We start from the raw sequence: 14,182 nt of genomic DNA, 5'->3' as shown, positions 1-14,182 counted from the left end.
TTGTGTCACGTGACACATTTTTATATACACAACCACGTTTTGCATTTTTGAGTAAGGACGGCATCCTGCATCTTCATGACGAGGAGCATGCCGCACAGCACGGCAAGTATGTACAAACGAGTCTGAAGCCAACTCATCGCGACACTGCCGATTCTCAAACTGCTCGCAGCAGAGCTTCCGACATGAATCATTTTCCCGGTTCATCCGGGGTTTTATGGCACGGCAGCAAGGAACCAGTTAACCAACGGAAACATGAACAGCCTGTGTGGAACCCTTGCGCGGTTTAATTCCGAAGCGTGCCATATTAGGATAATGGAATCATTGTCCAATTTTTTTGTTGAACAATTACAATAAAAGACTTATAATGTAAATGTATATAACTACCTGTAAAAAAACTTTATTGATCATGAATACTCTAATAGTTTCTATACATACTGGCTGATTGATAAAGCGTGCAGGAAAAAAATCAAAGAAAGTGGGCTTATGAGTATGAAAAATATTAAAAAGGCTTCATTATTATCTGTTTTGTCTTTAGCTGTTGCCATTCCATTAACTGCTTCTGCCGCAGCCACTACGGATGTTACACCAGCTACAACTGATTCAGCAGCAGTTTCCCAATCTGCAAACACATCGACTGATGTGACTACACCAACAGTAGGGGATCATGTTATTACTCCTCAACAAACGATGTCTGTGTTTGACACAACATTATCCGGTCAAACACAGACATCGTATTTTTCCATTCCTGCGGGATTGGGTTATGTTAAATTATGGGTAAGGAATACAGGTAGTGAAGCGATTAAATTCGCCGTACACAAAGGCTCAGCTAGTGGTTCGATTATGAGTGGAACTGAAGTAAAGATAGCTCCCGGAGACACTTTTAGTTGGATTAGCAGTTCAGCTTGGCCTACTGGCGAATTTTATGCTACTTATAATACGAGTAATACTAAAATGTCAGGTCAAGCTTACGGTAAACTAGCATCGTCAAGAAATGAATTGTAATTCAAATACAAGTGCTGTAAGCTGATTTAGCATTGAGTGATATGCCCCTGCTGCATAGTTCTATATTATGTAGTAAGGGGCATTTATTATAAGTAAGGATAACTCTAAAAAAGTGAGCATTTCAAAGAATGTGCCAATAGTTTAATGCAACTTTAAAATTTTGCGAATAATAGTCCAATTCAGCAAGATTAATTTCAACCTGTAAATCAAAAATTTAAAAATAAGCAACATGACTACAAATGAGTAAGTGTCTTGGGTATGAGTAAACATCATTTCTCCATTTCTCATTTCATTCTTTCTAAATTTAGGCTATATCAATGGACTGACCCTAGTTTCCCCTATATATAGAAAAGTAGGGTCACGTCAACTATCATGTTCAAAAAATAAAATGAAGACAGCCAACGATGTTGGATGGCTACGGAAAGAAATAATTTGTTTACAAATTTTTGTTGACGGCTTCTTTTGATCTTTACATCTGTACCACATAAGGGGAAACTCTCTCACCATCTCGATAAAAACCACTTCGCTACGCTTCGTAAACGGTATTCATCGACCTGCCGCCGTTTCCCCTCTTGCCTTCGGCAATTCACCCTTTTGCGGCTCAATTTTGGTTTGTCTCATTTTTTTGCTTTTTTACATTTCATAAAACGGTTGATTTTATTGACTTTTCTATCATCTGGACAGCAAATCATGGATACATGTATATATATAGCATTACTCCACAATTTGCTGTCCAAGATTAAAAAAATCCTTATATGTACTACCTTTTTGGCAATATCAAAAATGAGAAAAATATGATTTTTTGTTACAACCGACTATCCGTTAAATTTGCTGACTAACCAATATCGCTTCCCTTTATGGGGATTGTTGCTTCCATCTTCTAACTTTTTTCGGTTATCTGGAAAACTACCAATCGCATATTTTATTTGATTCGATTGGAGGTAGGACTGTAATTGGCTAATATCCTTTTGTAATCTGCCTCGATAATCCTTAATATCAAATTTTTCAATGACTTGTTTTTGACTGTCTTTGTATATTCTTTTACCAACAATCGTATCTAAATAGCTACATAATTCTTCTTGCTCAAATCGTTTCTCAATCAACGTGATTTTATTTTTATGTAATAAGTTCGAAATGTACATCATATAGGCATCGCTTTCCTTTTTCCCTCCAGTTTCTTCCCTGAAATTATTGGTTTCTCTATTCTGATCCAACATTGCTTTAAGCCGATCTCTCGTAGCTACAGCTTGAAGATATTTAACTCTGGACACTGTCTTCTTCGATATATATTTGCCCTCACTTGTTGCGTTGTCTTTAATGATGTAATTGGATTTCCTCGAAAATTTACCCACTAGCTTTTTCCATTCCTCAACTCCACCATGTATAAAAGCGTCTGCTTCATCCAGTTTCATCTGGACTGAATTCAAGTAATTATTCAAATTTCGATTATTTCGATTCAGCAACACCACATGTACCTTATCCTGGTCATTCTTGAATCTCTTTCGCCCAATACACTGTAGCATCGTATCCACATCAAATATATCGCACACAATTAATTTAATTTGTTCATCCTTCAAATCAAAACCATTATCAAGCACGGTCGTGGTGAATAGATATTTACAGTCAAACCTATTTTGCTTGATCATGGACTCCACTTGATCATCGTCTACATATTTGAGATACTTTTTGTTTCTGCTGCTTTTACTGCATACGAATAATGAATCGTCATACTTCTGGTAAAGCTCAAAAGCCTTTTGGATCGTGTCTGCAAAATATATAATTTTATCGTTAGCTTTATTGAATTTGCGCTCAATTAGTTTTTCTACTGCATAAAAGTCTCTGTAGAAGGATAACGATGCAATTTGATTGAATTTTATTGGTATGGAGTACGTCCATATCTTATTTCCGGTTCGTTTGAGCTTATGTCTGTACTGATCCTTGATGTAAGAGAATAACACATGACCTGTTGCGGACATAAAAATCCTGATCTGTGACTGTAAATTAAGGATGGCTTGAAGGGAATCATCCGAATTATCATTAAATCCACTGTCCGTAGTAAAGTAATGCGACTCATCACACACGATGTATTTATATGGAGAAAAATCGTACTCTTTCCCTTCGTTAAGCTGGTTCTCAATCGTTTGATATAATTCAACTTTAATTCTTGAAGAATCTTCGATGGCCTCCTTATTCTGATCGTACAGATTCTTTCGATTGACCAATAAAAGTATGTTCACATTTTGCTGATCCGCTAATTGTTCCAGCTTATTTCGAATAAAATAGGATTTACCTGATGCCGTCCCACTGCTTATTAAAATGATATCTCCATTTTTCCATTCAACTTCCTCCCCGTTTATCTTCTCAGTTACATTTTGCTTTGGCTTATAATCATCAATTCTCATAAAATGCTCCTCACATCATTTCTAACATCTACATTTTAATGATTTGTTGCTTCCCATTCATCAATGGCTATAGATAGTTCTGGCGTTTTCAGATACATAGAAAATAAAACATTCGTCTTATAGTGTCGTGCCTTCGTTATAAATGAAAAGCCTTTATTTGTCAGAAAATTAAACAAATTAATATCATAACAATAAAAATAGCTCAATCAGATTCACTCCTCTCATTTGTGGATCGCATCCATATATTAGATGTCACCCAAGCGCCCGTGTTAACAGGGGCCAAATCATGACCTAAGATGTGTCACGTGACACACTCAAACTTGTAAATCCCATTCTCCAATTCATATTGGTTTTGGATTGTCAACAGTAAATCAAACAACTTTTTTAAGGGCTACATGACGATAGTGAACTGGGGTCATGTACTCCAGGGTTCCATGGATTCGATGATGGTTATACCAATTCACATAATCAAACAGTTCCAGATGACGAAGGCTCTGAAAATTCATCTGATACACAAACTCTGTCTTCATGACTTTGAACGTGGCTTCTGCCACAGCATTATCGTAGGGACAGCCTTTCATACTAAGGGAACGTCCAATGTGAAAGGTTTCCAACAGTTCATCCATGCTTTGGTTTTTAAACTCACTCCCCTGATCCGTGTGAAACCACTGGATGTCGCGTAAATCGCCCTCCACCGTCGCAAAAGCGCGAACAACCAGAGCAGCGTCCTTCCGAGGACCTGCACTATGACCGATGATCTCTCGATTAAACAGATCCATCAGCACGCAAATATAGTGCCACTGGTTCTGGACTTTCACATAGGTCAGGTCACTGACAACTAAGCGTTTGCTTTCCGTTTGGGTGAACTCGCGGTTTCAATATATTGGTCTGTAGCCGCTTCATTACAGACGGTTTTATGGGGCTTATATTGTGCCACTGTGTAGGTTGAAACGGGTCCTTGTTCTTTCATGATTCGACCGATCCCCCGCCTGGACACGACGAATCCACGTTCCTGAAGCTTGACTTTGAGCTTTCGAGTACCGTAAGCTTTTCGGTTCTTGTGGAAAATGTCCACAGCAGCTTCGGTGATCTCGTCACTATTCACTTCTTCTTTCGCTTCATAATAGAATGTACTTCTTGCGATTTGCAGGACGTCGCACATTGCTGATACCGAGTATTTATCACGGTTATTCTGGATGATAGCTACTTTCGTCCCATGATCAGCGCGGCTTGTTTTAAAATATCGTTCTCCATTTTTAGGCGTTGAACTTCTTTGCGTAAAGTAATCAGTTCATTCTCTTCTGGCGAGCGATTGTCCTTCTCCGAGAAAGAGCCTGTCGTTTGGCCTTGTTTAATCCAGCGATCCAAAGCCGAGGCTGTGAGGCCATATTCCTCCACCAGATCCGCTCTGGACTTTCCGTTCTCGTATAATTGCACCATTTGCTTCTTGAACTCTGCTGTAAAAGTACGTCGTTGTTTCGGCATTGTAGAGATCCGCTCCTTAGGATAATATGTTCATTCTACAAGCCCTCATTTTTGTTGTCCAACTAAGTGTATCCGATCCATAGAACCCACAGTTTACGCTGTGTGTTCTTACTTTATAGTTTGACCAAGTCCTCTGAGACTTATAAAATAAAGAGTGTGACAGGGAGGGATCTAACAACATCATGTAGAGCTTTCAATACGGTAAAACAACCATAGGTGATTTAATCACTGTTAATATAGATAAAAAGGCTCTGGAGGTAAAAACAAACCTAAATTTAAGTCAATAACTGTACTTGCTCAAAATCGGTTCCATGAAATGTAAAAAGAGACACTCTTGACTATTCGCGTAAAATAGAAGTACGACCAACGACTCTACGCAGGAGAGAAAAGGCATGTCTCATACGTATACTTTATCACAACAAAATCATTGGAACAATCGGTTAGACGAGTGGAAACTCCCGCTGTATTTCTCCAAGCCCGTGCTTCATCACATCAAGCACTTCGTGGACGGCATGCTTTCTACTGGATTTACAGGTACTTTAACGGATATTCACCGAAAAAGCTTGCAAGAACGAGATCGCAGAAGCCTGAGTCATTTCTTAGCTCACGGCAACTGGAATCCGTCTTACCTGAAACGCATCATAGAGCGTGTCGCCTTTCAGCAGATCAAGACGTGTGCTCAGCGAGATCACAGCCCCCTTTTTGTGATCCTGGATGACACCGTGTGTGAAAAAACCAAGCCTTCGTCACAGGCTACACACGCGATTCAAGGAGCCTCCTTTCAGCATTCTCATCTCAAGGGGAGGCATGTCTACGGGCATGCTGTGGTCCAAACGCTGCTTCGCTCAGGTGCCAGGTTTTCCCATTTGCCTCAGAGCGTTACGATCCAGAAGGAAAAAGTAAAATCGATCTGGCTTGTGAGATGATTCAGGCCGTGCCCATGTCGATGTGTCGAACCTACGTCCTCATGGACTCTTGGTATCCATCTGCTTCGGTGCTTCAAACGAGCGCGGAGCGTGGCTTTCATGTGATTAGTGGTTTGAAAACGAACCGTATTTTCTATCCGCAAGGCATCCGGCAATCGCTCAACAGCTTTGCTTCCTACATCTCGAAATCGGATACCGATCTGGTGACCATCGGCTCCTCCGCTTACCGGGTATATCGTTATGAAGGGAAGCTCAACCTTTTGGAGAACGCTGTTCTCCTCCTATGTTGGAAAGAAGGAGAAGGCTTCGACCCCAAGCAAATGAAGGCCTTTCTGAGCACGGATATTTCACTCCGTAGTGAAGAGATTCTAAGCTACTACAGCAAACGTTGGGCGATTGAAACGTATTTTCGAACTGCGAAAGTTCAACTGGCCATGGATCGTTACCAGGTTCGATCGACTCAAGCGATTGACCGTTACCTGACCCTGCTCCTGTTTGCTGCGCTATGTTGTAGCTATAGTAGCCATGGAAGCTTGATTGATGGGTTACATCGCTATCGCATCCAGAAAAAGCATGACATGATTGAATATATTTACAACCAAGCACAAAACGGGGCTACATTAGATCAAATTAAAACGCGGCTCAGAGTGGCATAGGGATACTGTCAGCTCTTTGAACTTACAAATATTTGAAGCGATTATTGGCAAGTACAGTCAATAAGTGATTGATGGAATAGATAATTAAAAAAAGAACTTCCAAGTTATTTGAATGTTTTGTATGTACAACTTCGTATGTTATTTGCCTTATTAACAGAGGGGCATTACTGAAAAGAGACGGTGAGAAAAAAATGATAGTTAAAAATAGTCTACCTGAGTTAATAGAATCTATTGGCTATTCTGAACTAAATAACGGGATTTTCGAGAAAAAATTCAACGAAAATACAAATCGAGAATTTTCAATCAAGGTTGATATGGAAAATGAAAAATTCATCTATCCTGATGAGATTACAATTCATAGGGAAACAACAACAAATTTTTCTGGCAATGAAAATTTCGTAGTCTTTGAAATCCTGAATCGCTTGTTTGAACTTGGCTATATGCCGAAAAATATCGAACTTGAAATGTTGGTTAAAGTTGGACGAGGGCAAGAAAACGTTACAGCATGGGCGGATGTATTGATAAAAGATAATAGCGGACAATATTACGCTATTATTGAAGCGAAAACTCACGGTACAGAGTTTGATAATGCTTGGAAAAAAACGCTGAATGACGGCTATCAATTATTTTCGTATGTTAGTCAGTTGAGAACTAACAATAACATTCCGTATGGTATTTTGTACGCTTCCGATTTCAAAGACGGTACTTTTGAGCGGAAATACCACTTGCTTACATTCAAAGATAATGAAGAATTCTTGAAAGAGCAGAAAAAGAAAAAACGAAAATTGTATGTTAACTCAAGCAATCAAAAAGAACTTTATGATGTTTGGAAAGAAACTTATGACTTGGATTATAGCCCGATAGGAATGTTTGAAGATAATTCAAAACCGTTTGGAATTAGGGAGAAACAATTCACTATTGAAGATATTTATAATAATCCATTGGATACTGACGGTTTGATTCATCAATTTCGTACAATTCTAAGACAGCATAACGTTTCGGGGCGTGAAAATGCTTTTGACCGATTGCTAAACTTGTTGCTTGCAAAAGTGGTTGATGAAAAGCAAAGTGAACAAACCGGTAGACCGCTTGATTTTTATTGGCGTGGTATAGCGTTTGATGATAAAAAAGCGTTGGTCGATCGCTTACAGCGTTTGTACCGTGACGGAATGAGAGATTATCTGAAAGAAGATGTTACTTACATTGATAAGAATGATGTAGATAATGCATTTGTTCTTTTCAAAAATGATAAAGATGCAACAAGGGATTTGATTCATCATTATTTTGAAAAATTGAAATTCTATACAGACAACTTATTTGGGTTTATTGATGTTTATAATGAAGAATTATTTGATAAGAACTTTGAAATCTTGAGTGCTATTGTTAGACTGTTTCAAAATGTATCACTTACGAATACAGAACAGCATCAATTTTTAGGAGATTTATTTGAGAAGTTGTTGGACCAAGGGATTAAGCAGTCAGAGGGGCAATTTTTTACCCCACTTCCCATCGTTCGTTTTTTGGTTAGTTCGCTACCAATTAAAGATATGATTGCAAACGGTCAAATTCCTAAAGTAATTGATTATGCCTGTGGATCAGGTCATTTCTTGACTGAATACGCTAGTGAAATTTCAAAATTGGGTATACCGTCTGAAATTCTGTCTGCTTATTATGAAAATATATACGGAATTGAAAAAGAAAGCCGTCTTGCAAAAGTATCAAAAGTATCTGCTTTGATGTATGGTGCAACTGAAATTCAAATTTTCTTCCATGATGCGCTATCAAAATCTGAAGAGGTAAAAGACAATTCATTTGATATTATCATTACAAACCCACCGTATTCAGTTACTGGATTTTTAGAAACATTGTCAGAAGAAGATAGAAACAACTACGATTTAACGAAATATGTAAGCAATATCTCAACTAATAAAGCGATTGAAGCATTTTTCTTAGAGCGCGCCAAACAATTATTAAAACCTAATGGAGTTGCAGCAATCATTTTGCCCTCTTCGGTTCTTCAAAAGAACGAGGGCGTCTATTTTAATGTAAGAAAGCAACTGTTAGAATCGTTTGATATTATTGCGATATTTGAAGCAGGTAGCGGAACATTTGGTAAAACAGGAACAACGACAAATACTCTTTTCCTGCGGAAAAAGACAAGCAAAGTTAATTTGTTGAACCATTATACAAATCGTGTAGAAGCATGGTATAAAGAAGATTTCAACAAAGATGAAGTGTTTGATGATAAGGATAAATTAGAATCATTTGCCGATTTACTAGGGAAATCTATTGATGATGTATTAGAAGATGAAAATCTAAAAGAACGCCTAACATATTATTTGTTAGCAGAAAGCCAAGAAAATGATGTTCAAATTATTAAAACACCAACTAATGCAGAAATTAAAAAGTATTTAGGCTATGATTGGAGCAATCGAAAAGGTTCTGAGGGAATCCAATATCTAAGTGGGGGTATTCAAACTATAGAAACTCCGTTGTACAATCCAACTGATTATGAAGACGATTCAAAAGTGAACAAAGCTATTAGACAAAATTTTTTGAATGATATTATTGACAATGAGAATGTCAAAACAGCAAGATTATCAAACTTGATAGGTTGGAATAATGAAGCCTTTGACCTTGCTATAAATATCAATAAAACTCAACAACCTGTTGCGGTTAAGTTGAAGCAAGGGGAAAAGTTAGTGTCGCTTGGGGATAGTTCCCTATTCGAATTAAATATCGGGAAACGTATTACAAATAATCAACTTGTTGAGAATGGAGAAATTCCCGTATATTCTGCCAATGTGACAAAACCGTTCGGATTCATAAATGAAAAATTGATTGAAGATTTTTCTAGACCATCTGTAATTTGGGGAATTGATGGAGATTGGCAAGTTGGTTTTATCAAGAAAAATGTAGCGTTCTATCCTACTGACCATATAGGATATTTACGAGTGAAATCAGTGAATATTTTACCTAGATACATTGTTTCTTTAATTGAAGAACAGGGAAAATACCTTGGGTTTTCAAGGTCAAACCGTGCATCTATGCAAAAAATGAAAAAAATACAAATTGTGATTCCACCATTAGAGGAACAGGAAAAAGTTGTAGCAGAAATTGAACGCATTGAATCCGAGCAACAAAAAGCACAACAAGTAATCAATGACCTACAAGCAAAAATCGTTGAAACTCTAAGAGAGTAAATGGAGAGAAGCATAGCTTGCGTGAATTCTTCCAGTGCGCAAATGATAAAGTACAATCTTCAACTATTACATTACTTGCCAATAATCACTTGAAAAATTTGTAAATATGAAAAGCCGACAGTATCCCTACGCCACATTGAGGAGCTTTTTAATCTGAGCAAGCGGCACTCCGGTCTTAGCTGGTGGTAAATATATTCAATGAATCCATGCTTTTTCTGCCTGCGATATGGTGTAGACCGTTTACAAGACTTCCATGATGGCTATAGATACAACATAGGGATGCGAATAAAAGAAGGGTCAGGTAACGGTCAATCGCCTGCCCAGAGCGTACTTGGTAACGATCCATTCCCAAATGTCCTTTGGCCGTCCGAAAATAGGTTTCAATGGTCCATCGCTTGCTGTAATAAGTCAAGATTTGTTCCGTAGTTAGCGAAACATCTGTACTGAGAAAAGCCTTCATATGCCCCGGGTCCACGGGGTCACCTTCTTTCCAACACAGCAGTACGACAGCATTTTCCAAGAGATTCAGCTTGCCTTCGTAATGATAGACTCGGTACATTTCCGAACCAACGGTGACGAGCTTGGTATCGGCCTTTGAGATACAGGAAGCGAACATTTTGAGCGATTGCCGAATGCCCTGTGGATAGATGATACGGTTGGTTTTGAGTCCACTAATGACATGAAAGCCTTGCTGACTACTACTTTAAAGCACCAAAGCCGACGGATACCAGGAATCCATGAGCACGTAAGTGGGATGTCCAGACGACGGAACTTGCCCGATCATCTCGCAGGCCAGTTCGATTTTACTCAACCACTGGACAGTAACGTTCACTTGCAAAAGGATAGATAACATCGTCGCAACGAAGCATCGCTTCGACAACAGCATGTCCGTAAACACGCTGGCCCTTAAGGTGAGAATGGTGGAAAGAAGCGTCTTGGATGGAGGAAACAGCCTGTGACGAAGGCCTGGTTTTCTCGCATACCGTGTCGTCGATGATCACCAAAAGGGGAGATTCAAGCCGCTTGGCCTGAGCGTATACCTACTCATAAGCAATCTGCCGAATCTTCCGCCTCAGGAACATTTCGTCCCACCGACCCTGAGACAAAAAATGGCTTAGGCTTCGGCGGTCTCAAGGATGCAGGCTCTCCCGATGGATGTCGGTTAACGTGCCGGTGAAGCCGGAAGACAGCATCCCATCCACAAAATGAATCACGTGCTTCAAAGCGGGTTTGGATAGATATAGTGGCAACTTCCATGCTGCAAAAAGATTGTGCCACTCCTGTTGTTGTGTTACCGTATACGTATGAGACATGTCTTGTTCTCCTCTGCGTAGGGTCGTTGGTGGTACTTCTATTTTACGCAGAGAGTCAAGTCGGTCTCTTTTTACATTTTATTGAAGCGAATTTAAGCAAGTACAGCTATTACTTTTAAAAATTATGTTGGTGTAGATAATCTCGTCAAAAATCTTGGAGGATATGTTACGGGGATATTCTTTTATCGAATATCAGACCTTATTTGATGAAATCGTGGCTTGCTGATAGTGAGGGCGGTGCATCAAACGATGTTCTTGACGTGCATAAAATAAGTAATGAAGTCAATACAAAATTATTTTATTATCAAATTGTTAGAAAAGAATTTTCGATTATGAAATGTTAGCGACCAAAGGTATAAAGATGCCTCGTGGAGATAAGAACCATGTTATGAATTATGAAATAATAGTTCCCAGCATTTCAGAGTAAGATGACTTCATCAAACAGGCTGATGTAATTGAGAAACAAATAAAAAATCTTCAAGTCGTAATCAATGAATTTGAAGAAGAAAAAAAACAAATTATTCAATCAAAACCAACTATAACGGTATTACAATGTTTCAAAGGCATTCACTTTTCGCAAGTGGGTGCCTTTTTTTATATTGTACAAGTAGTCCCCGAGGGGGATTTAGTATTTCTAGCGTAAGTGGTTGCCGACTCGTTCCGGGAAGAAAACAGAGAGCTGTAGTAACATTTGGCCCCAATTCTGAATGCGCCCCGTCCATTTGCGAGTGACATCCATCGTCGCCAGATAAAGCATTTTAAGCAAGGCTTCGTCGCTGGGAAAGATACTTTTGCCCTTCGTCACTTTACGCAACTGTCGGTAGTAGCTTGCGATCATGTTCGTCGTGTAAATCAGTTTACGGATCTCCGGTGGGTACTTGAAGAAGGTCGAAAAGTTCCTCCCAGTAGTTCTGCCAGGAACGTACAATGAGTGGGTATTTTGTACCCCAGATTTCCTCAAAACGTTCCAATTCCAGCCGTGCACTTTCCTCGGTGGTTGCCTTGTAGATGGGCTTCAGATCGGCGGTGACTTTCTTGAGGTCTTTGTAAGACACATACCGGGTGGAGTTGCGAATTTGGTGAATGATGCACTTCTGAATTTCGGTCTGGGGATAGCAGGCGGCAATGGCCTGGGAGAACCCGCTCAGGTTATCTACACAGATGATAAGAATGTCCTGGACGCCACGGTTACGTAGATCATTTAGGACATTGAGCCAAAATTTCGAGGACTCATTTTCCCCAATCCACATACCCAGCACGTCCTTGTTGCCATCTAAATCAATGCCAATTACCATGTAGGCAGCTTTGTTCACGATGGCTCCATCTTGCTTTACTTTGTAGTGGATTGCGTCCATAAAGACAACCGCGTAGACGCTTTGTAACGGTCGATTCTGCCATTCCTTGATTAAGGGGACAATCTTGTTCGTCACATTCGTGATCATCGTTGGCGAGACTTCGATGCTGTATAGTTGATTCAAGTGATCCTGAATGTCTCGGCTACTAACACCTTTGGCGTACATCGCGATGATTTGCTCTTCAATACCTGTCGATGCTTCTTCACGATCATCGGCTCAAATTCGCCGTGACGGTCTCTGGGTACAACGAGTTCGACGTCTCCATATTCGCTCGTGACGGTTTTCTTTGATTTCCCGTTGCGGCTGTTTGTTGTTGTCTTGCTCTTCACGTCATGCTTTTCATAGCCAAGCTCGGTGTCGAACTCCGCCTCCAGGATGGACTGTAGCGTTTCTGAAAATAACTCTTTCAACGCTGCGTGTACATCATCCATTGTTTTGAGGTTATTATCCTTTACGAATGCCTTTACTTGTTCTTTACTGAATTTCGCCATCGGTGTCATCCTCTCAAACCACCCTTTATTCTATTCTAATATGGTTTGAGAGTTTACACAGAATATTTTACAGACTCATAAAAAATGGGAGCGGGGCTGTCGATCATCAGTAGCATCACCACTCCTTTGTAATTTCGCCAATATATCTCGAATTATTTTTTGCCATCCCATACTAACAGTGATGCGATTCAACACTTCACGTGCCTTCTGAATGCAAATAAAAATATGTTCCCGCACTCAACCCTAAAGCGTTTTTTTGAATGCAGGAACATATTCAAGTTACCCTCAATCCCTTCTATATCAATGCTTCTCATCTCGATATATCACTACCACGCACTCCACGTGTGTCGAGACCACGAAAGGGATATATTCCTTTTTATTATATATATTACCTGTACTATCAAAAGCTACTCCTTCCCACAACACCCCCTTTTCCCAGATGATGCCTGTTCCCCCTTCACTTCTGTCAATCCTACTAATTCCATATGAGCCTGTATTTAATTTACCCTAATCCATGATCACGTTTAAATCAGCCCCGTTCCTGACTTTGAAACACAATTGCTCAAAATTACTTTCAGCTTTCCCTCCTCCCATACCTCTCCCTTCCAGATATACACATAGTAAATCCCCCAACCAATGGGTCATTCTGTAAACTAAATCTCTCTTTTAACCGATAAATACATATGCTGGGTTTATAGAATTACTAATATCCTCAATTTAAAAATTACGAAGTATCCATTACTCAAAACAACCGTAGAAGAAGACACCTATTGTAGAGGATGGGCAAGTTGGCTGATTTTATCAAGCAAGGAGAGTAAGGGATGAGCATCGTAGCGAAAGACCGCTTTACCTATCAGCACTTACATGTCACTTGGCCCTATGGCAAGCTGCGACTTTCACACGTCCACATGAGTCATGAGCTGGGAGAACATGCCAGACTGGTGATCACAGGCAGCTTGGAAGCCGATCAGGCAGATACGATTATTACTAAAGCAAGCAGCGACGATAAGATCGAACTCTGGTATTCGGATGCCAAAGACCAGAAACATCCCTTATTCATGGGGCAACTGTACTGCGTAGATGTGGAGCACAGACATCAAGAGATCTTGGTTAATCTCAACGTCATTTCTCATAGTTTTAAACTGGACACGCAGCTCAAAAACCGTTCTTTTCAACACATCCATCAAAAGTATGTGGAGATTGTAGACGCAGTGCTGGCCAACTATCAAGGCTCGGACAAGATTGATGAAGCTTTTGAAAAAAAAGCGACGGGCCAATTCATCATGCAGTATCAGGAGACGGATTGGACTTTTTTAAAACGGCTGGCATCGCATGTAGGTGCCCTTCTC

At 39.7% G+C, this 14,182-nt stretch carries 10 protein-coding genes and 2 pseudogenes; 6 read left to right on the top strand and 6 right to left on the bottom strand.

Features of this window, described 5'->3' with window-relative positions; translation table 11 throughout:
• Positions 1-2 precede the first annotated feature (2 nt).
• Together ACIFO6_RS22530 and ACIFO6_RS22525 are read left to right on the top strand one after the other, a co-directional pair.
• The gene (locus tag ACIFO6_RS22530; protein WP_430044083.1) at positions 3-287 is read left to right on the top strand and encodes a hypothetical protein; all 285 of its coding nucleotides are present in this window, start codon (positions 3-5) and stop codon (positions 285-287) included.
• A gap of 202 nt (positions 288-489) precedes the next feature.
• A complete protein-coding gene (locus tag ACIFO6_RS22525; protein WP_430044081.1) occupies positions 490-1,002 on the top strand; it encodes a hypothetical protein in 513 nt (170 codons plus the stop codon).
• Between the two features lie 815 nt (positions 1,003-1,817).
• Here ACIFO6_RS22525 and ACIFO6_RS22520 read toward each other — a convergent pair.
• Positions 1,818-3,404, bottom strand: a complete 1,587-nt coding sequence (locus ACIFO6_RS22520; RefSeq protein ID WP_430044079.1) for a DEAD/DEAH box helicase family protein — start codon at positions 3,402-3,404, stop codon at positions 1,818-1,820.
• A 371-nt stretch (positions 3,405-3,775) separates the two neighbouring features.
• Positions 3,776-4,889: pseudogene (locus tag ACIFO6_RS22515) on the bottom strand (IS3 family transposase).
• 392 nt (positions 4,890-5,281) lie between these two features.
• On the opposite strand from ACIFO6_RS22515, the gene ACIFO6_RS22510 reads away from it, so the two are divergent.
• From ACIFO6_RS22510 to ACIFO6_RS22500, 3 genes are all read left to right on the top strand, one after another.
• Entirely contained in the window at positions 5,282-5,815 is a 534-nt protein-coding gene (locus ACIFO6_RS22510) for a hypothetical protein (RefSeq protein WP_430044076.1), read from the top strand.
• Positions 5,812-6,471, top strand: coding sequence for a transposase (locus tag ACIFO6_RS22505; RefSeq protein WP_430044074.1), 660 nt, complete (start codon positions 5,812-5,814; stop codon positions 6,469-6,471). The genes ACIFO6_RS22510 and ACIFO6_RS22505 overlap by 4 nt, the downstream gene beginning before the upstream one ends.
• A 191-nt stretch (positions 6,472-6,662) precedes the next feature.
• Positions 6,663-9,674: an N-6 DNA methylase gene (locus ACIFO6_RS22500; protein ID WP_430044072.1), complete on the top strand. Its 3,012-nt coding sequence runs from the start codon at positions 6,663-6,665 to the stop codon at positions 9,672-9,674.
• 175 nt (positions 9,675-9,849) lie between these two features.
• Here ACIFO6_RS22500 and ACIFO6_RS22495 read toward each other — a convergent pair whose 3' ends face one another.
• From ACIFO6_RS22495 to ACIFO6_RS22480, 4 genes and pseudogenes are all read right to left on the bottom strand, one after another.
• Positions 9,850-10,308, bottom strand: a complete 459-nt coding sequence (locus tag ACIFO6_RS22495; protein WP_430044085.1) for a transposase — start codon at positions 10,306-10,308, stop codon at positions 9,850-9,852.
• Positions 10,309-10,377: 69 nt separating this feature from the next.
• Positions 10,378-10,527 carry a hypothetical protein gene (locus ACIFO6_RS22490; protein ID WP_430044070.1) on the bottom strand — a complete coding sequence of 50 codons (150 nt, stop codon included), beginning with the start codon at positions 10,525-10,527 and terminating at the stop codon, positions 10,378-10,380.
• A gap of 277 nt (positions 10,528-10,804) precedes the next feature.
• A complete protein-coding gene (locus ACIFO6_RS22485) occupies positions 10,805-10,987 on the bottom strand; it encodes a hypothetical protein (protein ID WP_430044068.1) in 183 nt (60 codons plus the stop codon).
• Between the two features lie 634 nt (positions 10,988-11,621).
• Positions 11,622-12,833 (bottom strand): annotated as a pseudogene (locus ACIFO6_RS22480) (IS256 family transposase).
• A gap of 821 nt (positions 12,834-13,654) precedes the next feature.
• On the opposite strand from ACIFO6_RS22480, the gene ACIFO6_RS22475 reads away from it, so the two are divergent.
• Positions 13,655-14,182 (top strand): contractile injection system protein, VgrG/Pvc8 family (locus ACIFO6_RS22475; protein ID WP_430044066.1); only part of this gene is annotated, 528 nt, incomplete at its 3' end.

It is taken from the genome of Paenibacillus sp. NRS-1781 (assembly GCF_050467745.1).
Lineage (GTDB): Bacteria > Bacillota > Bacilli > Paenibacillales > Paenibacillaceae > Paenibacillus > Paenibacillus terrae_A.
This window is presented reverse-complemented; position numbering and strand designations above follow the sequence as displayed.

Excerpts from the sequence above, each read along its gene's own strand:
- ACIFO6_RS22525 (WP_430044081.1), top strand. The coding sequence starts at position 490 with ATGAAAAATATTAAAAAGGCTTCATTATTATCTGTTTTGTCTTTAGCT.
- ACIFO6_RS22520 (WP_430044079.1), bottom strand. The coding sequence starts at position 3,404 with ATGAGAATTGATGATTATAAGCCAAAGCAAAATGTAACTGAGAAGATA.
- ACIFO6_RS22510 (WP_430044076.1), top strand. The coding sequence starts at position 5,282 with ATGTCTCATACGTATACTTTATCACAACAAAATCATTGGAACAATCGG.
- ACIFO6_RS22505 (WP_430044074.1), top strand. The coding sequence starts at position 5,812 with ATGATTCAGGCCGTGCCCATGTCGATGTGTCGAACCTACGTCCTCATG.
- ACIFO6_RS22500 (WP_430044072.1), top strand. The coding sequence starts at position 6,663 with ATGATAGTTAAAAATAGTCTACCTGAGTTAATAGAATCTATTGGCTAT.
- ACIFO6_RS22490 (WP_430044070.1), bottom strand. The coding sequence starts at position 10,527 with ATGTTATCTATCCTTTTGCAAGTGAACGTTACTGTCCAGTGGTTGAGT.
- ACIFO6_RS22485 (WP_430044068.1), bottom strand. The coding sequence starts at position 10,987 with ATGTCTCATACGTATACGGTAACACAACAACAGGAGTGGCACAATCTT.